We start from the raw sequence: 20,925 nt of genomic DNA, 5'->3' as shown, positions 1-20,925 counted from the left end.
TCCCGTACCGCTGTTGCTGCGGCAATCGGCATGGGTGCTGGAAGTCCGCAATCGCCGCAGCCAGGCCTGAAAACCAGCTCCTTTAAAAGTTTAGCCTTCCCGGCTTTGTGAGTGGTGTCGGCGGTGAAAGGCGGGCCTTGCTCAGAAAACCAGCCGGGCCAGGATGGAGGCCACGGCAACGGCCTGGAAGATATAGGTAAAGCCCGCGCCCAGCCGCCGCGCCGGGAAGATGCGCCAGAGCATGCCGGCGGCATGGGAAACCCTGGCCAGGGTAAAGCCGATCACCAGCACCGCCAGCAGGGCATTGGAGGCGCCAAGGAATGTCAGTGCCAGGATCAAGAGGCCGTACACGGGCACATGCTCGGCGCCGTTGCTGTGGGTGCGGATGGCCGCCCGCAGCTTCTTGTTGCCGCCGTAACCGTAGGAGACCCCGTGCTTGATCCTGAGCAGGGATACGTTCAGCGCCAGCACCACCAGCAGCAGGCCATTGGCGGCGACCAGGAGGGAGAACCAGAAGTAGTCGGGCATGGCGGTGCTCCATGGGGAAGGAGGGAGTTTTTAGTTTAGCGGCTGTTTTTGGACGGCTTTGTCGCGATGAGTGGCTTTCTTCGAGGTTCGCCTGCGGCGGGCGTGGCTTTTGACGGGCCAACCTTGCAGGGTGGGTTAGCGAAGCGTAACCCACCATTATCAACGGTAGTCACCTGGTAAGCATGAGTTGTCAGCCATCCATGGCGGTTCATTCCTGCTCGCCCATCCGAGGGCTCGCGTTCGCCAGTAATGTAGGGTGGGTTAGCGAAGCGTAACCCACCAATTGTCCACGGTAGTCACCTGGTAAGCATGAGTTGTCAGCCATCCATGGCGGCTCATTCCTACTCGCCCATCCGAGGGCTCGCGTTCGCCAGTAATGTAGGGTGGGTTAGCGAAGCGTAACCCACCATTATCCACGGTAGTCACCTGGTAAGCATGAGTTGTCAGCCATCCATGGCGGTTCATTCCTGCTCGCCCATCCGAGGGCTCGCGTTCGCCAGTAATGTAGGGTGGGTTAGCGAAGCGTAACCCACCAATTGTCCACGGTAGTCACCTGGTAAGCATGAGTTGTCAGCCCATCCATGGCGGTTCATTCCTGCTCGCCCATCCGAGGGCTCGCGTTCGCCAGCACAAAGAGCAGTGCTCTTTGTTTCGAGGCTCACCCACCTCGGCTGCTCATAAGGGGACCAGACTTGGCCGCTGCGCGGCCATAAAATCCGGCGCAATGCCCTGCGGATATTGCGCCTTACAAGTTACATGTGACCCTGCACGGCAGAGCCGATGTTGCCCAACAGTGAAAGCGTTATGACAACAGAGGTCCACAGGAAGATCTTGGTGCGCGAGCGGCTATTCCTGAAGCCTTTGCCGATTTGGAACAGCGCGATGACGATAAAGGGCGCAACCAGCACTCTGCCGGTGATATAGCCGATACCGTATGCACCATTCATTCCCTTCAGTCCGGCAAATGACATGGCCAGGAATATATTGAGGATTAACAGCAGAGCCGTGATGGTGATGAGTATCGGCCCCGGCTTGGTGGCGGGAGTATCCGTTTGGTTTGTTGCCGCCGTCGCCGTAGGACACCCCGTGGCGGATCCGCAGCCGCGACACGTTGATGGCCAGCACCACCAGCAACAGGGCGTTGGCGGCGATCAGGGTGGAGAACCAGAAGTAGTCAGTCATCTTTGCGCTCGTTGGTCTTGGGAGCGAGGAATTGCTTAGGTGGCAGGCCCCTGCCTTGGTTTATTGAGTTTAGTGGCTGTTTTTGGACGGCTTTGCGGCTTCTAGCGGCTTTCTTCGAGGTTCGCCTGCGGCGGGCGTGACTTTTGACGGGACGCCTTTGTAGGGTGGGGTAGCGAAGCGTAACCCACCGACCCATCATCCGTAATCCGGTAAGCCTGAGTCGTCACCCATCCATGGAAGTTCCTTCCGGCCGGTACATCCCGTGTACCGGCATTCGGCTGCGTGGAAGCAATGCTCCCTCTTCTAGCCTCACCCCGCCTCGGGCCAGCTCACACTCGCTCCACCTCAGCGCCCTCAAAGGGGACCAAACCTGGCCGCTGCGCGGCCATTAAATCTGGCGCAATGTCCTTCGGTTATTGCACCCTACACTTGCTGTAATGGACATAAAGACTTCTCCTTCAATCTAACGCCGCAATGTGCGGATTTTAAAAGTGGAGGCGAAGCCGGAGCTTTTAAAATTCCGAACCATTGCCTTGTTATGCCTTTTTCTCGACTGGCATAGCTGTGATAATTAGATTTACGTAACCTCCAGGGCTGAACCCCCTCATAGTGCTTTCTTCCTGAGATAGCGTGTTCATAAACCCTGTCATAAAGAATACAAATTCTGAGAAGTCATTTTTTTCTGAGGTATCTGTGCCAAACCACTTTTTCTCAGACGAGTGGTAAAACCAATACCCTTTGCCTAACACCACTAACGCAACCGTTGCAGGGTATTCATATGTATCGTACTTTAGAAACCTATCTATCTCTGAGCCAGATATATCACTGCCGAAGGCGAAAAGCACATTTGCCGGTAGACCTCCGTGGGTAATAGAGCCATCTTTCTGCTGCCTTGGAAAAGACTTTAATGCTCTAATAGACTCAAATTTCTTTAGAGAATCTTTAATTTGTGTAGAGTTAAGCTTTGACTTTACCTCGAATACATAGCGAACACTTTCAACGGGATATAAGCCTAACTCTTTGCTAAAGAAGATTGGTGGAACAAGCTTAGTATGATAAATAACAGCATCTATTTGATCTGACAACTTTTGATAGGTATCAATGACTTTTCCTGTACCGACATTAAAGCTATGTGTCAGAAATGGCTCGATACATTCTTTTAGAGCTAGCTCGCGTAAATCGCCCTCTATCCCAGGATGATCAATATCTGAAGCCATATCATCAGCCGCTTTTTTTGCAGCGGTAATTTTATTAAGTATGTGACGGTAGTATCTACTTTCTTCCACATTCTCTCCGTGAGGCATAACGCCCGTAACACTGGACAATTTGAAGCGCAGCGGAAAATTGTTCCGAGTGCTTGCGTTTGTTATGTTTCATTGCAGGTAGTTCTCATAGGCTATGCATGCTGAATCTAAGTGACTAGAGGTAAGATTCAAGATCATGTCTGTATAGCTTTCTTCTATCGCAGAGTGAACGCCTTTACCAAATTCCTGCTCACTCATCTTAAAGAATCCCATAGGATAACTATGGGAATTTGCCGATAAAAACTTGTATAGCCCAAGAAAATCTTCACGACTGCCACCATTGGCTTCAATTATTTGCTCTTTACTTAGAAGGAATGCATCAGTCGCTTTTAGATAGTGTTTCTGCTTCTTATCATCTAAGGCCAAGAACGTAGCATTGTTCCGCAACAGATCACGCATCTCTTCTGCTCTGTTTTTGCAGTCTTCAGCCTCTTTTTGAGACCCCCTGAACTCAAAAACCTTTTGTCTTGTCACTGCATCATGTAGAGAAAACAACCAAAAACGGCAATCTTTATCTTCCTTTGAAAGTGATCGGTCGGCTAAATACAAGAAGCTATTTAGAGCATCCATTATATTTCTCAACAACGTTCCCAAAGACGCATAATCCCAGATAGACTCGATAGAATTATCTTTAGGAGCCATCATTGAAATTGTTCTTGCTGTCGTACAAATTCTTACGAATATAGCTGACAAAAGAAAATCAACGCTATGATCTGATATTTCTCCGCCCCTTGAGGCAGACAGCTCTTGAGCCTTCGCCAAGCTTACTTTTAGCCGATTCTTGGAGGCCTCAACATTCGAGCTTAGTTCGGAATTAGGCATAAACTTTCCCTGAAACATAACGCTGTATTGTGCGCATGCGCGTTATCCTTTGGTAAGACCTTTTCCTTAGGTTCCGCATCATGCCGAAAACTAAAGACTTTTTTACCAAGGATTTCACCAGGATAAAAACGCGCAGGCGCGTTTTTATCCCAGCCCATGCGCGATATCCGGAACTCCGAGCAGGTCTTAGTCCCTTGATCAAAAGCATCTTTTACAAAGGTGAACGAGATAGCCGCGCCTGTTTTGGGGAGATAGCGCGCACGATTTGGGAGCCGATAGCAGATATGCTGTGTGGAGATACAGTTTTGAGGGGTGTTTGTATCCATACTTAATCTGAGCCTGCCGCCCCGAAATCTTCCCTGAATTAGCTCCAGATTATGTTGCTGACTGTTTGAATGCAACCAACAGCTGATGGTCGCGAAGCGGCCAGGATCGCCCGTTGAGAGTGCCGAGCTGCGATGAGCGCGAGCCGGCCTGAGGCAGGGCTGCCGAGGGAGTCATTGCGCGGAGGGAACCGCGTCAGTGACGTACGGCGGCAAGCGAAAGAAGGCGAGGGGAGCCGAAGGGTGAGGCTCGAAATGGAAGCGTTACTTCCATGCAGCCGAACGCCGGTACACAGGATGTACCGGCCGGAAGGAACTGCCATGGATGGTTGGCAGCTCAGGCCTATCAGGTGACGTCTTTGGGTATTCGGTGGGTTACGCTTCGCTAACCCACCCTACAAGGTTGGCTCCTCAATAGTGGGGTCCCGCAGGGGAACCTCGAAGAACCCAGCTCCATGATTAACTAGGAGTATGTGAAAGGTACAAGGAAAGTGTTACCCATGTCCGTGAACTTCCGTCATCAGGGCATGAAAAGGGGCATATCCACGGATATGCCCCTTTGGGAATCAGCATTTGCCGGACTTAGAGGTGATGCCCTCCTTGGCAGTACCTTCCGGCTCGGCCATCCTGGGGATACTCAGACCTTCCTTGGTCTTCACCCTTTGGGCCATCGTCGCTTTGCACCGATGTTCAAATCTGTTCCCGACAGATTTGTCGCGTTCGGCTGCACGAAAGCAGTGCTTTCGTTTCGAGCCTCACCCCGCCAGATGGCGGGTTTTTCAGATCTGGCGCAGCGCCAGTTCAACAAAGCTTACTTCTGAGCACGCTCGAAGGAGCTGACGATCTCGGCCTTGGCCTCGGCGGCGTCGCCCCAGCCTTCAACCTTGACCCACTTGCCCGGCTCCAGCTCCTTGTAGCGCTCGAAGAAGTGGGTGATCTGGTTCTTCAGCAGCTCCGGCAGATCCTGCACGTCGTTGACGTCGTCGTAGATCTTGGTGAGCTTGGAAACCGGCACGGCCACGACCTTGGCGTCTTCACCGGATTCGTCGGTCATCTTCAGCACGCCCACCGGACGGCAGCGGATCACGGCGCCGGGGATCAGCGGGTAGGGGGTGGGGACCAGCACGTCGACCGGGTCGCCGTCCAGGCTCAGGGTGTTGTTCACGTAGCCGTAGTTGCAGGGGTAGAACATGGGGGTGGCCATGAAGCGATCGACGAAGATGGCGCCGCTGTCCTTGTCCACTTCGTACTTGATCGGGCTGGCGTTGGCCGGGATCTCGATGATGACGTTGATTTCGTCCGGGATGTTCTTGCCGGCGGGGACGTCGTTCAGGCTCATGGTCTGTCCTTACAATTCACAAATGACGGGTTTCAAGACCGCCTATTATAGCCAGATGGCGGCCACAGGCCAGACGTGTGTCCGGCCCGTTCGGCGCCTTTACCGGGCCTTTTGGTGATACTCGACGCAAGTGGCCACTTCGTTCTTGGAGCCCAGCACCACGGGTACCCGCTGGTGGATGTCGTGGGGCTGGATGTCGAGGATGGGCTCCAGGCCGGTGCTGGCCATGCCGCCGGCCTGCTCGATGAGCAGGGCCATGGGGTTGCCCTCGTACATCAGGCGCAGCTTGCCGGCCTTCTGGGGCTCGCGCTGGTCCCAGGGGTAGGTGAACAGGCCGCCGCGGCAGAGGATGCGGTGCACGTCGGCGACCATGGCCGCCACCCAGCGCATGTTGAAGTTCTTGCCGCGGGGGCCTTCCTTGCCGGCCAGCAGGTCGGCGATGTAGTCCTGCATGGGCTGGGCCCAGTGGCGCTGGTTGGACATGTTGATGGCGAATTCCCTGGTGTCTTCGCCGATGCGCACATCGCCGTTGGTAAGCATGTACTCGCCGATGGTCTGATCCAGGGTGAACATCTTCACGCCGTTGCCCGTGGTCAGCACCATCACCGAGGAGGGGCCGTAGATGACGTAGCCGGCGGCCACCTGCTCGCGGCCGGGCTTGAGGAAGTCGGCCTCGCCTATCACTTCGCCTTCATGGCGGTAGATGGAGAAGATGGTGCCCACCATGGCGTTGATGTCGATGTTGGAGGAGCCGTCCAGGGGGTCGAAGGCCACCAGGAACTGGCCGTCTTCGTCGCCCAGCACCACGTCCTCTTCTTCTTCCGAGGCCAGGGCCTTGACCAGGCCGCATTCCAGCAGCATGTCCTTGAGCAGCTGGTTGGACACCACGTCCAGCTTCTTCTGCACCTCGCCCTGGATGTTCTCGTCCAGGGTGGAGCCCAGGATGCCGGCCAGGGCGCCCTGGTGCAGGCGGAAGGAGATCTCCTTGCAGGCGGCGCCCAGGGTGTTGATCAGGTGGATCAGGTCGGCATCGACGCCGTCGTTACGCAGGGTGGGGACCAGTCGTTGCATCTGTGTCATCTCGGCTAGGATCTTGGCGGGGCGCATTGTAAACGATTTCGCGGCCGCTGGCAGCCGCCGACTGCCGCCGTTCAGCCTGGGCTGGTACACTAGCCCCAGAGCAAGCACACAGAACACAGCCATGCATATTCACATCCTCGGCATCTGCGGCACCTTCATGGGTGGCCTGGCCATGCTGGCCAGGGAGCTCGGTTACCGGGTGACCGGTTCCGACCAGAACGTCTATCCCCCCATGAGCACCCAGCTGGAAGCGGCCGGCATCACCCTGACCCAGGGCTATGACCCCGCCCAGCTGGCGCCAAGGCCCGATCTGGTGGTGATCGGCAACGCCATGAGCCGCGGCAACCCCTGCGTGGAGGCGGTGCTGGACCAGGGCATCCCCTATGTGTCCGGGCCCCAGTGGCTGTACGAGCACGTATTGAAGGACCGCTGGGTGCTGGCGGTGTCCGGCACCCACGGCAAGACCACCACCACCGCCATGCTGAGCTGGATCCTTGAAGACGCCAGGCTGGCGCCCGGCTTCCTGGTGGGCGGCGTGCCCGCCAACTTCGGCATCTCCGCCCGCCTGGGCCAGGCGCCCTTCTTCGTGGTGGAGGCCGACGAGTACGACACCGCCTTCTTCGACAAGCGCTCCAAGTTCGTCCATTACCGGCCTCGGACCCTGGTCATCAACAACCTGGAGTTCGATCACGCAGACATCTTCGCCGATCTAGCGGCCATCCAGAGGCAGTTCCACCACCTGCTGCGGATGGTGCCGGGCCAGGGCAAGGTGATCTGCCCGGCCGACGACCAGAACATCGCCGACACTCTGGAGATGGGCTGCTGGACGCCGGTGGAGAAGATGGGCGAGGCCTTCAGGGCCGAACTCATCGAAAAAGACGGCTCTGTGTTCGACCTGTACGTGGACGGCGAGCTTGCCGGCCGGGTGCACTGGCAGCTGCTGGGCGAGCACAATGTCGCCAACGCCCTGGCCGCCCTGGCGGCGGCCCGCCACGCCGGGGTACCGGTGCAAAACGGCATTGAGGCCCTGGCTAGCTTCCGCAACGTGGCCAGGCGCATGGAGCTGAAGGGAGAGGTGGCCGGCATCCGCGTCTACGACGACTTCGCCCACCATCCCACCGCCATCGACACCACCCTCAGGGGCCTGCGGGCCAGGGTCGGCGAGCAGCGTATCCTGGCGGTGCTGGAGCCGCGCTCCAACACCATGAAGCGGGGCGTACACGCCGGCCAGCTGGCCGACAGCATGAACGGCGCCGATCTGGCCTACTGGTTCGATCCGCCCGGCATCGACTGGTCGGTGCCGGGCCTGTGTGAACAGGCCGCCGTTCCCTCCAGCGCCTACCAGGACATCGACGCCCTGGTGGCGGCCCTGGTGACCGAGGCCAGGGCAGGGGACAGCATCCTGATCATGAGCAACGGCGGCTTTGGTGGCATCCACGGCAAGCTGCTGGCCGCCCTGGAGGCCAAATATGGTTGACGACAAGCGCCTGACCCTGGCCATCACCGGCGCCTCCGGCGCCCCCTATGCCCTGCGGCTGCTGGAATGCGTGCTGGCCGCCGGCTGGCAGGTGCACCTGCTGGTGTCGTCCGCGGCGCGGGTGGTGCTGGCCACCGAGGTGGCGCTCAAGCTGCCCGGCAAGCCGGAGGCGGCCGAGGCGCTGCTGTCAGAGCGCTTCAAGGCCGAGCCGGGCCAGCTCAGGGTCCATGGCAAGGACGACTGGTTCTCGCCGGTGGCCTCGGGCTCGGCGGCGCCGAAATACATGGTGGTCTGCCCCTGCTCCACCGGCACCCTGTCGGCCATCGCCAGCGGCGCCTCCGACAACCTCATCGAGCGGGCCGCCGACGTGGTGATCAAGGAGCGCGGCCAGCTGCTGCTGGTGCCGCGGGAAACGCCCTTTTCCGCCATCCACCTGGAGAACATGCTGGGGCTTGCCCGCCTGGGGGTGACCATCATGCCGGCGGCGCCCGGCTTCTATCACGAGCCCAAGTCCTTGAATGATCTGGTGGACTTCATGGTGGCGCGGATCCTGGACCATCTGGGCATCGACCAGGGCCTGGTGCCGCGCTGGGGCTATGGTGGAGACCGCTGAGCCTTTCTTGTATCCTTGCCGCCTTGAAACTCAGGGGAGACAAGCATGAAACACCGGGTAGAGACCCTCATCAGTGAAGCGGACATCAAGGCGCGGGTCGCCGAGCTGGCCAGGGAGATAGAGCAGAGCTATCAGCCGGGCGATGACGTGGTGCTGGTGGGTCTGCTGCGCGGCTCGGTGGTGTTCCTGGCCGATCTGGCCCGGGCCATGAGCATGCCCGTGCAGTTCGACTTCATGACGGTGTCCAGCTACGGCAACAGCATGGAATCCAGCCGCGACGTCAAGATCAAGAAGGATCTCGACGACGACATCGGCGGCCGCCACGTGGTCATCGTCGAGGACATCATCGACACCGGCAACACCCTGTCCAAGGTGGTGGAGATCCTCAAGACCCGCGAGCCCGCCTCCATCAAGCTGTGCACCCTGCTCGACAAGCCCGAGCGCCGGGAAGTGGAGGTGGATGTGGACTTCATCGGCTTCACCATTCCCGACGAATTCGTGGTGGGTTACGGCATCGACTGGGCGCAGAACTACCGCCACCTGCCCTATGTGGGCATAGTGGTGTCGCTGGAAGACCAGTAACGAAAAAGGAGCCGGCCGGCTCCTTTTTTCATGCTTCGCTGAAGTAGCTGCCCAGCACCTTGTCCCGGGCGGTCTGGATGTCGTCGTTGCCCCTGACGGTCAGGCCCAGCTCCTGGAGTTCGCCGTCGGCCAGGCCGTAGATCCAGCCGTGCACCGACACTTCCTGGCCGGCACCCCAGGCCTTCTGCAGGGCCGGGGAACGGCAGACCCGGGTCACCCCTTCCAGCACGTTCAGTTCGCACAGGCGGTTGACCTTGTCCTCGTCGCTGAGGCCGTTCAGCAGGGATTCGTGACGCTGGGCCACCTCCTGCAGATCCAGCAGCCACTGGCCCAGGTTGCCCTCGGCGCCGCCGGTCAGGGCGGCCATGACGCCGCCACAGCCGTAGTGACCGCAGACGATGATGTGCCTGACCTTGAGGTTGAGCACGGCGAACTCGATCACCGCCTGGCAGTTGATGTCGGTGGTCAGCACCTGGTTGGCGACGTTGCGGTGCACGAAGAGTTCACCCGGCAGCAGGCCGGTGAGCTGTTCGGCGGGCACCCGGGAGTCGGCACAGCCGATCCACAGCAGGTGCGGCTTCTGGCGTTCGCTGAGGCGTTCGAAGAAGGCGGGGTCGTCCTCACGCAGACGGGCGGCCCATTCCCTGTTGTTGGCAAGCAGGCGATTCGGTGTCGTCATGCAATGGCTCTCACTACTCACTTTTGAGCGAGTCTACCCCGAGCGGGCCGGGCAAGAAAGCCGAGCAGTGTCTGAAAAAAACCCGGCAATTTGCCGGGTTTTACAGAATTTTAGCGGCGGGGACGCTGCTCGCGGGGGCGGGCTTCGTTGACCACCAGGCGGCGGCCTTCGTATTCCTGGCCATCCAGGCCCTTGATGGCGGCTTCACCCATGGCGTTGTCGGCCATCTCGACGAAGCCAAAGCCACGGGAACGGCCGGTTTCCTTGTCCTTGACGATGTGGGCGCGGCTCACCTCGCCGAATTGGCTGAACAGCTCGGCCAGGTTCTCGGACTCTGTGTTAAAGGGCAGGTTGGAAACGAACAGGTTCATCAGATCGGTCTCACTTTCGTCGTGCTATTGATTCCTTTCACATGCCGACCCGATCAATAGCACGCCAGACCAAGCCAGATGGGCGGGGCATCGGCAGCCCCATCGCAGGCCACTATAGCTCAAAATCTGTGCAGCAAGGATGAAATTTTTGCGAGCCACAAGCGGGCTCGGCACGGCGCCCAACTGCCCCATAACCCCATGAGCATGTTAAGCTTTCAGGCATATTCCGCCTTCTGGCCATGCCATGCAGACATCCTTCAGAACCGGGGCCGACCGCCTCGGCCGGTCCCAACCCTTGCCGCCGGGGAGCGCCCTTGGTGAGGCGTGAACTTGGCCGGGGCAGGTCCCTGCGGCTCAGGCTGCTGCTGCCCATGGTGAGCCTGGTGATGCTGCTCAGCCTGGGCTTCGGGCTGGTCGAACACCATTTGGACCAGCAGGTGCTCAAGGGCCGGCTGGCGGACAAGGCTGATCTGCTGGCCGAGCTGGTGCGGGCCGAGCCTGCCCCGTCGCTGGCGGCCCTGGCCGGCAAGAGCGGGATCCGGGCCCTGGTGCTGGTGCGCAGCGACGACCAGCGCATCCTGGCCAGCTCGAAGCCGGCGCAGCAGGGCCAGGGGTTGCAGCAGCTGGCCGACCTCTGGCTGCCCACCGACCAGGTGCTGGGCACCGAGCCCCTCGACATCTACCAGGGCGACCAGGCCCTGTTCGTGCGGCCATTGGCGTCCGGGCAAGACCAGGCGCTGCTGCTGGCCTGGCTGGACGGCCGGGCCCTCAACCATGACGGCAACGGCATCTTCTGGCGTATCGTGCTGATGAGCGTGATGGCCAGCCTGGCGCTGATCCTGGTGCTCTACTGGCTGCTCAGCCGCCAGCTGCTGTTGCCCCTGGAGCATATAGGTGCGGTGATCCGCCGCCGCGCCGAGGGCGATCTGCAGGCCCGGACCCATCTGGAGCTCGACAGCGAGATCGGGGAGCTGGCCGACTGCTTCAACGCCCTGCTGGACCAGGAAGCGGAAGCCGACAACAGGCTCAAGGCCGCCCATGACCGCAGCCTGGAGCAGGAGCAGCTGTTCAAGCGCATCTTCCAGGTGCTGCCGGATATCCTCAGCATCACCCGCGCCAGCGACGGCACCTATGTGGACGTCAACGCCCTCTGGGAGCAGGCCAGCGGCCACAAGCGGGAAGAGGCCATCGGCCGTACCGCCCTGGAGCTGGGGATCTGGTGCGACGACGGCGATCGCCAGGCCCTGGTCCAGGCCCTGAAGGAGCAGGGCCAGATCCACAACCTGCTGGTGCCCTTCAGGCGCACCGACGGCTCGGTGATCCAGACCGAGGTCTCCGGCTGTCTGTTCAGCGACAAGGGCACCCAGTACATACTGCTGGCCTGCCGGGACATGACCCAGAGGCGCAAGAGCGAGGCCCAGCTGCGGCTGATGTCCACCGTCTTCCAGGCCAGCCGCGACGGCATCATCATCACCGACGCCGAGCAGCGCATCCAGGCCGTCAACGCCGCCTTCAGCCAGATCACCGGCTACCGCGAACAGCAGGTGCTGGGCCAGAAGCCGGCCATCTTCGACCCCGGCAACCATGAGCCCAGCTTCTACGAGGCCATGTGGCAGGCGCTGAACGACAAGGGCTTCTGGCAGGGGGAGATCTGGAACCGCCGCCAGGACGGCGACATTTATCCACAGTGGCTGTCCATCACCAGGGTCAATGACGAGCAGGGCCAGCCCAGCCATTATGTGGCGGTGTTCTCCGACATCTCCGAGCGCAAGGAGGCCGAGGAGCGCATCGCCTTCCTGGCCTACCACGATCCCCTCACCGGCCTGCCCAACCGGGCCCTGCTCGAAGACAGGTTCAACCAGGCCCAGTCCCAGGCCCGGCGCCAGAATCAGCAGCTGGCGGTGCTGTTTTTGGATCTGGACAGGTTCAAGGGCATCAACGACAGCCTGGGCCACGGCATAGGCGACGAACTGCTCAAGGCGGTGGTGGCGCGCCTCGAGCACCTGGTCAGGAGCAGCGACACCCTGAGCCGCCAGGGCGGCGACGAGTTCATCCTGATCCTGCAGAACATCAGTGACAGCACCGAGGTGGCCTACATCGCCGAGCGCATCCTGGAGCAGTTCGAAAGCCCCTTCCAGGTCCAGGACTACAGCCTCAATATCGGCACCTCCATCGGCATCGCCCTCTACCCGGACGACGGCGAGGACTTCGAGACCCTGCTCAAGAAGGCCGATACCGCCATGTACCACGTCAAGGACAGCGGCCGTGGCGCCTTCAGCTTCTTCACCCCGGCCATGGACCAGCAGGCCTGCGAGCGGCTGCAGATGGAAGCGGCGCTCAGGCAGGCACTCAAGAACGGCGAGCTGAGCCTGCATTACCAGCCCCAGGTGGCCCTGGGCTCGGGACGCATCGTCGGGGTGGAGGCGCTGATGCGCTGGAGCAGCCCTCAGCTTGGGGAGGTGCCGCCGTCACGCTTTATTCCCCTGGCCGAGGAGACCGGGCTGATCCTGTCCCTGGGCCGCTGGCTGCTGGAAGAGGCCTGCTCCCAGATGGTCAGCTGGCGGCAGCAGCTGGGCTTCGACGGCCGCATGGCGGTCAACCTGTCGGTCAAGCAGGTCAGCAAGGAGGATTTCCTGCCGCAACTGGCCGGGATCCTCAACCGCACCGGCTTGCCGGCGCAGCAGCTGGAGCTGGAGCTGACCGAATCCCTGCTGATGCAGGACGTGGGCGCCACCCTGGAGGTGGTGCGCCAGCTCAAGGCCATGGATGTCCGGCTGGCCATAGACGACTTCGGCACCGGCTACTCCAGCCTCAGCTACCTCAAGCGCTTCGCCGTGGACACCCTTAAGGTGGACAGATCCTTCGTGTCCGGCCTCGGCGAGGACGACCAGGCCAGGATACTGGTCCGGGCCATAGTGCAGATGGCCCACAGCCTCGACCTGAGCGTGGTGGCGGAAGGGGTGGAAAATACCGAGCAGCTGGCGGTGCTGCTGGCCGAGGGCTTCGACCATGCCCAGGGCTACCACTTCGGCCGCCCCATGGCGGCGGAGCAGGTGACGGCCCTGCTGCAAAGGGGTTATCTGTAAGAGAAAGGGGCCGGACGGCCCCTTTCTTATTTGTGGCGCTGTTGCAGCCAGCTCAGCACCGGCAGCAGCAGCAGGCTCAGCAGCGGCGCCGTGATCATGCCGCCCAGCATGGGCGCGGCGATGCGGGTCATCACCTCGGAGCCGGTGCCGTCGCTGGCCATGATCGGCACCAGGCTGGCCAGTATGGTGGCCACCGTCATGGCCTTGGGGCGAATTCGCGCCACGGCGCCGTCCATGATGGCGGCTCGTCTTTGCTCGGGACCGGCGTTCGCCGGCAACGCCTGGAGGGCATTGTTGATGTAGAGCAGCATCACCACCCCGAATTCCGCCGCCACCCCGGCCAGGGCGATCATGCCCACGGCCACCGCCACCGACAGGTTGAAGTCCAGCCAGTACAGCAGCCACAGGGAGCCGCTCAGGGCCAGGGGCAGGGAGCCCAGCACCCACAGGCTCTGGTCCAGGCGCCGGAAGATCACGTACAGCAGCACCAGTATGATGCCCAGCACCAGGGGCGTGACCGTGAACAGCCGCGCCTTGGCCCGCTCCATGTACTGGTACTGGCCGGCGAAGCTGACGCTGTAGCGGGGCGGCAGGGCAATGCCGTCCAGCACCACTCTGGCCTTGGCCAGGTACTGGCCGATGCTGGCGCCCTGGATGTCCACGAACACCCAGCCGGTGAGGCGGCCGTTCTCGCTCTTGAGCACCGGCGGGCCGTCCACCACCTGGATGTCGGCGATCTCGCCCAGGGTCACCTGGCGGCCCTCGGCGGCCAGGGGCAGCTTCCTGAGCCGGCTGATATGGTCGCGCCAATCGCGGCCGTAGCGCAACGTGAGCTGGTAGCGCTCGTCCCCTTCCACTATCTCGTCGAGCTGGGCGCCGCCGATGCCGAAGCGCACCACTTCGGCGATATCGGCCTGGCTCAGGCCGAAACGGGCCGCCCTGGCCAGGTTCGGCACTATGTCGATATAGCGGCCCGAGGCCGGGCGCTCGGCAAAGGCGGAGCGGGTCTCGGGCAGGGCCGCCAGGGCGCCCTCTATGGTTTCGCCCAGGCGCTGCAGCTCGGCCTGATCCGGGCCGGTGATCTTCACCCCCACCGGGGTCTTGATGCCGGTGGAGAGCATGTCGATGCGGGTCTTGATGGGCTGCACCCAGGCGTTGGTCAGGCCCGGCACCTTGACCCGCTGATCCAGCTCCTGCACCAGCTGCTCCAGGGTCAGGCCGTCGCGCCACTGTTCCCTGGGCTTGAGCCTTATGGTGGTCTCCAGCATGGTCAAAGGCGCCGGATCGGTGGCGGTGTCGGCCCGGCCCGCCTTGCCGAACACCCGCTCCACCTCGGGCACCGTCTTGATCAGCCGGTCGGTCTGCTGCAGCAGTTGCTGGGCCTTGCCGATGGAGATGCCGGGCAGGGTGGTGGGCATGTACAGCAGATCGCCCTCGGCCATGTCCGGCATGAACTCCGAGCCCAGCTTCTGCCAGGGATACCAGGCCGACAGGGTCAGGGCCAGGGCCAGCAGCACCGTCAGCCAGGGGGCCTTGAGGGCCCAGCCCAGCACCGGCCGGTACAGCCAGATCAGCACCCTGCTGATGGGGTTGCTCCGCTCCGAGGGCACCTTGCCGCGGATGAACAGGCCCATCAGCACCGGCACCAGGGTCACTGACAGCAGCGCGGCGGCGGCCATGGCGAAGGTCTTGGTGAAGGCCAGGGGGCCGAACAGCCTACCTTCCTGGGCCTGGAGGCTGAACACCGGCACGAAGGACAGGGTGATGATCAGCAGGCTGAAGAACAGCGCCGGGCCCACTTCCACCGAGGCCTGGCCCACCAGGCGCCAGTGATCCTTGCCCCGGGCCGGTTCGCCCCTGTCGTGCTGCCAGGCCTCCAGGTGCTTGTGGACGTTCTCGATCATGACGATGGCGCCGTCCACCAGGGCGCCGATGGCGATGGCGATGCCGCCCAGGCTCATGATGTTGGCGGTGACGCCGAGCGCCTTCATGCCGATAAAGGACAGCAGTATGGCCAGGGGCAGGGTGATCACCGCCACCAGGGTGGAGCGGGCGTGGAGCAGGAACAGCAGGCAGACGATGCCGACGGCGATCATCTCCTCGATAAGCTTGCTGGAGAGGTTGTCGACGGCGCTGCGGATCAGCTGGGATCGGTCGTAGGTGGGTACGATCTCCACCCCGGCCGGCAGGCCCTGGCTCAGCTCGGCCAGCCTGGCCTTGACCCTGGCTATGGTGGCCAGGGCGTTTTCGCCGCTGCGCATGACGATGATGCCGCCGACCACTTCGCCCTGGCCGTCCAGCTCGGCGATGCCGCGGCGCATGGCCGGTCCCAGGCGCACATGGGCCACGTCCTCCAGCTGCAGCGGGATGCCGGCCGGGCTCTTGAGATCCAGGGGCAGGCGGCGCAGATCGTCCAGGCTGCGCTGGTAGCCGCGCATGCGCACCATGTATTCGGCCTCGGCCATCTCCAGCACCGAGCCGCCCACGTCGCGGTTGGCGCGGGTGATGGCCCTGGCCACGTCACCGAGCCTGAGGCCGAGCCCGGCCAGGCGCACCGGATCCACCACCACCTGGTAGCTCTTTTCCAGGCCGCCGACCGTGGCCACCTCGGAGACCCCCTCCAGGCCCTGCAGCTCCAGCTTCAGGAACCAGTCCTGCAGGGTCTTGAGCTGGGCCAGATCCTGGCCGCCGCTGTGGTCGACCAGGGCGTATTCATAGACCCAGCCGACCCCGGAGGCGTCCGGGCCCAGGGTGGGCTCCACCCCGGCCGGCAACCTGGACTTGGCCTGGTTGAGGTACTCCAGCACCCGGGAGCGGGCCCAGTAGGGATCGGTGCCGTCCTCGAACAGCACATAGACGAAGGAGTCGCCGAAGAAGGAATAGCCGCGCACCGTGGCGGCGCCGGGCACCGCCAGCAGGGTGGTGGACAGCGGATAGGTGATCTGCTCCTCCACCAGCTGCGGCGCCTGGCCGGGGTAGGATGTGCGCACTATGACCTGGACGTCGGACAGATCCGGAATGGCGTCCAGGGGGGTGCGCATCATGGCCTGCCAGCCCAGCAGGGCCGACAGGGCGGCCAGCAGCAGCACCAGGGCCTTGTGGCGCAGGCAGCCCAGGATCAAGGACTTGAGCATGGCTGTCTCCTCAGTGCTGGTGGCCGGTCCAGGCGCAGGCTGGCTTCAGGTAGCCTGCGGTTCGGAAATAAAGAGTCATGGCGCTTCCCTCAATGATGCTGGTGGCCGGTCATGGCCGGCTGGCCGAGCCGTTGATGGGTTTCAGGGCCGCAGGCGGCCAGGAAAGGCATATTCATGTCGCTTCCCTCAATGATGCTGGTGGCCGGTCGTGGCCGGCTGGCCGAGCCGTTGAATGGCCGCCTTGAGGCTGGCTTCGGCGTCGATCAGGAACTGCCCGGAGGTGACCACCTCCTCGCCCTCCATCAGGCCGCTGAGGATGACGGCGTCGCCCTGGCCGACCTTGTCCACCTGCACTGTACGGGCCTGGAACTGTTCGCCCTGGCGGACTATGACCCGGTTTTCGCTGCCGGTGATGATCAGCGCCTCCTCCGGGATCAACAGCAGATCGCGCTCGGCGCCGCCGTAGATCTTTACGTCCACCAGCATGTTGGGCCTGAGCTTGAGGTCGGGGTTTGGGAAGGCGAAGCGGGCCTTGAGGGCGCGGGTGCTTTCATCCAGCTCCGGGTAGAGGTAGTCCAGCTCCCCCTCCAGGGTGGCGATGCCCAGGGCCGGCACCTGGATGTCGGCGCTGATGCCGGGCCGGACCCAGGCGTGCTGGTCGGTGAAGACGTCGGCCAGCACCCAGACCCGGGACAGATCCACCAGGGTCATCAGCTCCAGGCCCGGATCCACGTACATGCCCTCGCGGAAGTTGAGCTTGGAAAGGATGCCGTCCATGGGCGAATAGACCGGCACCGTGTAGAAGCTTTCGCGGCGCCTTTCGATGGCGGCTATGGTGCCGTCGTCCAGGCCCAGCAGGCGCAGGCGCTGGCGGGCCTTGGCCAGCAGGCGCTTGCCGCGGCCCTGGGGCTGGTCGCCGTAGGCCTGGAACACCTGCAGGAAGTCGTCCTGGGCGGCCACCAGCTCGGGGGCGTAGAGGCGGTAGAGCAGCTGGCCCTTCTTGACCGGCTCCCCTTCCACCTTCACCGCCAGCTCCTCCACCCAGCCGGTGGCCCGGGCGTGGACATGGCGGACCTGGGTCTCGTCGTAGCGGACCTCGCCGGCGGTCTCGATGTAGCGCCAGAAGGTGCCGCGGCGCACCTCGGCGGTGCGCACCCCCAGGTTCTGCTGCATCTCGGACGGCACTGTGACGCTGACGCCGTCGTCCCGGCTGTCCATGGCCACCGCCTCCAGGGTCATGCCGCAGATGGGGCAGCTGCCGGGCTCGGCGCGGACGATGTGCGGGTGCATGGGGCAGACGTACTTGCTGGCCGGTGTTTCCTGGCCGGGCAGGGCGCCTGGTTGGGCTGCCAGCACCGGGTTGGCCTGGTGCTGGTGTTCATGGGGTTCGGCCGCCTGTGCCAGCAGCGGCAGCAGGCCAAGGGCCAATAGCTTGTAAAAAGGCATGGGTGATCCTCTGCAAAAAACGAAAAGCAGTGCTTGGAAAGAGGATCAGGGGCGTGGTGGTCTCAGGGGGGGCTCGGGGCCCGGGTTCAGGGGGGCGGCCACGGCGGCCAGCAGCGGGCCCTGGACCAGGGGGGCAGGGCCGGTGCCCAGCCCCGGCAGGCTGATGGGGGCCTGGTGGCAGCCCATGTCGCAGTCGCCGTTGCAATCGTCCATGCTGTCCTGGCAGCAGTCATGGGCCATGGCGGTCATGTCCATGGCGGCATGGGCGGACGGGTGCCGTCCTTCGCCCATGGCCAGGCTCTGGCCGGGGGAAAAGGCCATCAATGTCAGCAGGATAACCAGGATTCTCAGCATGTCGGCAGTATAAATAGACACCAAGCCAATGACCAGCCCTTGGCGTATAATGCCCCCTCGCAACGCGGAGGAAGCATGTCGAATACGCCATTTGCGCTGGATATCCACGATCTCAAGAAGACCTACAAGGGCGGCGTGCAGGCCCTGAAGGGCATCGACCTGCAGGTGCGCCAGGGCGACTTCTTCGCCCTGCTGGGCCCCAACGGGGCCGGCAAGTCCACCACCATAGGCATTCTCAGCTCGCTGGTGAACAAGACCGGCGGCAGCGTGAAAATCTTCGGCCATGATCTGGTCACAAACCCGGTGGCGGCCAAGAGCGCCCTGGGCCTGGTGCCCCAGGAGTTCAACTTCAACCTGTTCGAGACGGTGCTGCAGGTGGTGGTCAACCAGGCCGGCTACTATGGCGTGCCCCGCAAGACCGCCCTGGCACGGGCCGAGGAACTGCTCAAGGAGCTGGATCTCTGGGGCAAGCGCGACGCCCGTACCCGGGAGCTGTCCGGCGGCATGAAGCGGCGGCTGATGATCGCCCGGGCCCTGGTCCACCAGCCCAGGCTGCTGATCCTTGACGAGCCCACCGCCGGCGTCGACATCGAGATCCGCCGTTCCATGTGGCGCTACCTGACCAAGCTCAACCAGCAGGGCCTGACCATCATCCTCACCACCCATTACCTGGAAGAGGCGGAGATGCTGTGCCGCGACATCGCCATCATCGACCACGGCCGCATCATCGAGAACACCAGCATGAAGGGCCTGCTGGCCAAGCTCAATACCGAGACCTTCGTGCTGGATCTGGCGCCAAACGGCCCGAAACCCGTGCTGGACGGCTTCAAGTGCCAGCTGCTGGACGACCACAGCCTGGAGGTGGAGGTGGCCAAGGAGGCTGGCCTGAACCCGCTCTTTGCCCAGCTCAGTGCCCAGGGCGTGGAGGTGCTGTCCATGCGCAACAAGGCCAACCGACTGGAGGAACTGTTCATGAGACTGGTGGAAGACGGACGGGAGGCCAAGGCATGAGCCGGGAACGCAACCTGATCGCCCTGAAATCGATCGTCACCAAGGAGATCAACCGCTTCATGCGCATCTGGGTGCAGACCCTGGTGCCGCCGGCCATCACCATGACCTTGTACTTCATCATCTTCGGCAGCCTGATCGGCTCCCGGGTCGGCCAGATGGGCGGCTTCGACTACATGGAGTTCATCGTGCCGGGCCTGATCATGATGTCGGTGATCACCAACTCCTATTCCAACGTGGCCTCGAGCTTCTTCTCTGCCAAGTTCCAGCGCTTCATCGAGGAGATGCTGGTGGCGCCCCTGCCCAACAGCATCATCATCCTGGGCTACATGGCCGGCGGCATGATCCGCGGCCTGCTGGTGGGCATCATCGTCACCTGCGTGTCGCTGCTGTTCGCCGACATCGAGATCCAGCACCCCCTGGTGGTGGTGGCCACGGTGCTGCTGACGTCCATGGTGTTCTCCCTGGGCGGCCTGCTCAACGCCATCTTCGGCAAGAGCTTCGATGACATCTCCATCATCCCCACCTTCGTGCTGACGCCCCTGACCTACCTGGGCGGGGTCTTCTACTCCATCTCGCTGCTGCCGCCGGTGTGGCAATTCGTCAGCCAGTTCAACCCCATCCTCTATATGGTCAACGCCTTCCGCTACGGCTTTCTGGGCGTGTCCGACGTGCCGGTATGGCAGGCCTTCGTGGTGCTGGGGGTGTTCGTGGTGGCCCTGTATTCGCTGGCCCATGTGCTGATCAGCCGCGGCGTGGGGCTCAGGCACTGATGGGCTCGCGTATCGTCATCTCCAACCAGGACGGCCTCAACGACAAGCTCGACGAGGTGGTGCAAAAGCACCTGGCCAGCGCCTTCAGGAAGCCCTACCAGCAGCACACGGTGGACGCCTTCGAGGCGGTGGAGGCCTGGCGCCGGGAAAAGGGGGCCGAGCGGCCCCTGGTGCTGGACTCCTGCTGCGGCGTCGGCGACAGCACCGCCAGGCTGGCCCTGCGCCACCCGGAGGCGCTGGTGATCGGCGTCGACAAGTCGGCGCACCGCATCAACAAACACCAGCACTACGCCAGCGGCCGGGACAACTACCTGGTGGTGCAGGCGGATCTGGACGACTTCTGGCGCTTAGGGCTGGACGCCGGCTGGCGGCTCGACCACCACTACCTGCTCTATCCCAACCCCTGGCCCAAGGCCAAGCACCTGCAGCGGCGCTGGCACGGCGGCCCCACCTTCCCCCATATCCTGGCGCTGGGCGGCGCCCTGGAGCTGAGATCCAACTGGCAGACCTATGTGCTGGAATTCGCCCGGGCCCTGGCGCTGGCGGGCGTCGACAGCAGGGTGCAGCCCGTGCCCGAGGGCGAGCCCATCACCCCCTTCGAGCGCAAGTACCAGGACTCCGGACAGGCCTGCTGGCAGCTGCTGGCGACCCTGGCCCGTTAGCGCCATTTCCGGACGCCGTCTAGGCTTTAGGCCAGGGACGGCATTTTGGGGAGCGAAAGGATGAAGGATCTGGCCAAGGTAAAACTGTTCGTGGTGGGCGTCGGGATAGGCCTGGTGCTGGCCACCGAGCTGCTTTATTTGTGGTGGATGCAGGAATAAAAA

General features: G+C 62.5%; 19 protein-coding genes. 8 read left to right on the top strand and 11 right to left on the bottom strand.

Annotated elements, in window-relative coordinates; genetic code table 11:
- Positions 1 to 141: 141 nt before the first annotated feature.
- From WDB71_RS12955 to WDB71_RS12940, 4 genes are all read right to left on the bottom strand, one after another.
- Positions 142 to 528 carry an MAPEG family protein gene (locus WDB71_RS12955; protein ID WP_341502009.1) on the bottom strand — a complete coding sequence of 129 codons (387 nt, stop codon included), beginning with the start codon at positions 526 to 528 and terminating at the stop codon, positions 142 to 144.
- 846 nt (positions 529 to 1,374) lie between these two features.
- Complete coding sequence (locus WDB71_RS12950) at positions 1,375 to 1,710, bottom strand: hypothetical protein (protein WP_341502008.1); 336 nt, start codon at positions 1,708 to 1,710, stop codon at positions 1,375 to 1,377.
- Positions 1,711 to 2,246: 536 nt separating this feature from the next.
- Positions 2,247 to 2,996 carry a DUF6602 domain-containing protein gene (locus WDB71_RS12945; RefSeq protein ID WP_341502007.1) on the bottom strand — a complete coding sequence of 250 codons (750 nt, stop codon included), beginning with the start codon at positions 2,994 to 2,996 and terminating at the stop codon, positions 2,247 to 2,249.
- An 87-nt stretch (positions 2,997 to 3,083) separates the two neighbouring features.
- Entirely contained in the window at positions 3,084 to 3,836 is a 753-nt protein-coding gene (locus WDB71_RS12940) for a DUF5677 domain-containing protein (RefSeq protein ID WP_341502006.1), read from the bottom strand.
- Between the two features lie 823 nt (positions 3,837 to 4,659).
- Here WDB71_RS12940 and WDB71_RS12935 point away from each other — a divergent pair.
- Entirely contained in the window at positions 4,660 to 4,980 is a 321-nt protein-coding gene (locus WDB71_RS12935; RefSeq protein WP_341502005.1) for a hypothetical protein, read from the top strand.
- Here the strand turns inward: WDB71_RS12935 and ppa are convergent.
- The gene (gene ppa, locus WDB71_RS12930) at positions 4,971 to 5,498 is read right to left on the bottom strand and encodes an inorganic diphosphatase (RefSeq protein WP_341502004.1); all 528 of its coding nucleotides are present in this window, start codon (positions 5,496 to 5,498) and stop codon (positions 4,971 to 4,973) included. The two genes, WDB71_RS12935 and ppa, sit on opposite strands and share 10 nt — an antisense overlap.
- A 99-nt stretch (positions 5,499 to 5,597) precedes the next feature.
- Positions 5,598 to 6,569: a class 1 fructose-bisphosphatase gene (locus WDB71_RS12925; RefSeq protein ID WP_341502003.1), complete on the bottom strand. Its 972-nt coding sequence runs from the start codon at positions 6,567 to 6,569 to the stop codon at positions 5,598 to 5,600.
- Between the two features lie 130 nt (positions 6,570 to 6,699).
- On the opposite strand from WDB71_RS12925, the gene mpl reads away from it, so the two are divergent.
- From mpl to hpt, 3 genes are read left to right on the top strand one after another with little or no spacing between them, the layout of a single operon-like run.
- The gene (mpl, locus tag WDB71_RS12920) at positions 6,700 to 8,055 is read left to right on the top strand and encodes a UDP-N-acetylmuramate:L-alanyl-gamma-D-glutamyl-meso-diaminopimelate ligase (RefSeq protein WP_341502002.1); all 1,356 of its coding nucleotides are present in this window, start codon (positions 6,700 to 6,702) and stop codon (positions 8,053 to 8,055) included.
- On the top strand, positions 8,048 to 8,668 hold the full coding sequence (locus WDB71_RS12915) for a flavin prenyltransferase UbiX (RefSeq protein WP_341502001.1): 621 nt from the start codon (positions 8,048 to 8,050) through the stop codon (positions 8,666 to 8,668). Before mpl ends, WDB71_RS12915 begins: the two co-directional genes overlap by 8 nt.
- Positions 8,669 to 8,713: 45 nt before the next feature.
- Complete coding sequence (gene hpt, locus WDB71_RS12910; RefSeq protein WP_341502000.1) at positions 8,714 to 9,250, top strand: hypoxanthine phosphoribosyltransferase; 537 nt, start codon at positions 8,714 to 8,716, stop codon at positions 9,248 to 9,250.
- 28 nt (positions 9,251 to 9,278) lie between these two features.
- Here the strand turns inward: hpt and can are convergent, their stop codons facing one another.
- On the bottom strand, positions 9,279 to 9,929 hold the full coding sequence (can, locus tag WDB71_RS12905) for a carbonate dehydratase (protein WP_341501999.1): 651 nt from the start codon (positions 9,927 to 9,929) through the stop codon (positions 9,279 to 9,281).
- A gap of 110 nt (positions 9,930 to 10,039) precedes the next feature.
- Positions 10,040 to 10,300, bottom strand: coding sequence for an RNA-binding protein (locus WDB71_RS12900; RefSeq protein WP_341501998.1), 261 nt, complete (start codon positions 10,298 to 10,300; stop codon positions 10,040 to 10,042).
- Between the two features lie 317 nt (positions 10,301 to 10,617).
- Between WDB71_RS12900 and WDB71_RS12895 the strand changes: the two genes are divergently transcribed.
- Complete coding sequence (locus WDB71_RS12895; protein ID WP_341501997.1) at positions 10,618 to 13,386, top strand: EAL domain-containing protein; 2,769 nt, start codon at positions 10,618 to 10,620, stop codon at positions 13,384 to 13,386.
- Positions 13,387 to 13,412: 26 nt separating this feature from the next.
- Here the strand turns inward: WDB71_RS12895 and WDB71_RS12890 are convergent, their stop codons facing one another.
- From WDB71_RS12890 to WDB71_RS12880, 3 genes are all read right to left on the bottom strand, one after another.
- Positions 13,413 to 16,520 carry a CusA/CzcA family heavy metal efflux RND transporter gene (locus WDB71_RS12890; RefSeq protein ID WP_341501996.1) on the bottom strand — a complete coding sequence of 1,036 codons (3,108 nt, stop codon included), beginning with the start codon at positions 16,518 to 16,520 and terminating at the stop codon, positions 13,413 to 13,415.
- Positions 16,521 to 16,706: 186 nt separating this feature from the next.
- Positions 16,707 to 17,966 (bottom strand): efflux RND transporter periplasmic adaptor subunit, encoded by a 1,260-nt coding sequence (locus tag WDB71_RS12885; RefSeq protein ID WP_341501995.1) that lies wholly within the window; start codon positions 17,964 to 17,966, stop codon positions 16,707 to 16,709.
- Between the two features lie 45 nt (positions 17,967 to 18,011).
- Entirely contained in the window at positions 18,012 to 18,320 is a 309-nt protein-coding gene (locus tag WDB71_RS12880; protein ID WP_341501994.1) for a hypothetical protein, read from the bottom strand.
- Positions 18,321 to 18,395: 75 nt separating this feature from the next.
- Between WDB71_RS12880 and WDB71_RS12875 the strand changes: the two genes are divergently transcribed.
- From WDB71_RS12875 to WDB71_RS12865, 3 genes are read left to right on the top strand one after another with little or no spacing between them, the layout of a single operon-like run.
- On the top strand, positions 18,396 to 19,331 hold the full coding sequence (locus WDB71_RS12875) for an ABC transporter ATP-binding protein (protein WP_341501993.1): 936 nt from the start codon (positions 18,396 to 18,398) through the stop codon (positions 19,329 to 19,331).
- Complete coding sequence (locus WDB71_RS12870) at positions 19,328 to 20,101, top strand: ABC transporter permease (protein ID WP_341501992.1); 774 nt, start codon at positions 19,328 to 19,330, stop codon at positions 20,099 to 20,101. The genes WDB71_RS12875 and WDB71_RS12870 overlap by 4 nt, the downstream gene beginning before the upstream one ends.
- Entirely contained in the window at positions 20,101 to 20,763 is a 663-nt protein-coding gene (locus WDB71_RS12865; protein ID WP_341501991.1) for an SAM-dependent methyltransferase, read from the top strand. The genes WDB71_RS12870 and WDB71_RS12865 overlap by 1 nt, the downstream gene beginning before the upstream one ends.
- Positions 20,764 to 20,925: the final 162 nt, after the last annotated feature.

Source organism: Gallaecimonas sp. GXIMD4217, assembly GCF_038087665.1.
In the GTDB taxonomy this organism is placed as follows: domain Bacteria; phylum Pseudomonadota; class Gammaproteobacteria; order Enterobacterales; family Gallaecimonadaceae; genus Gallaecimonas.
This window is presented reverse-complemented; position numbering and strand designations above follow the sequence as displayed.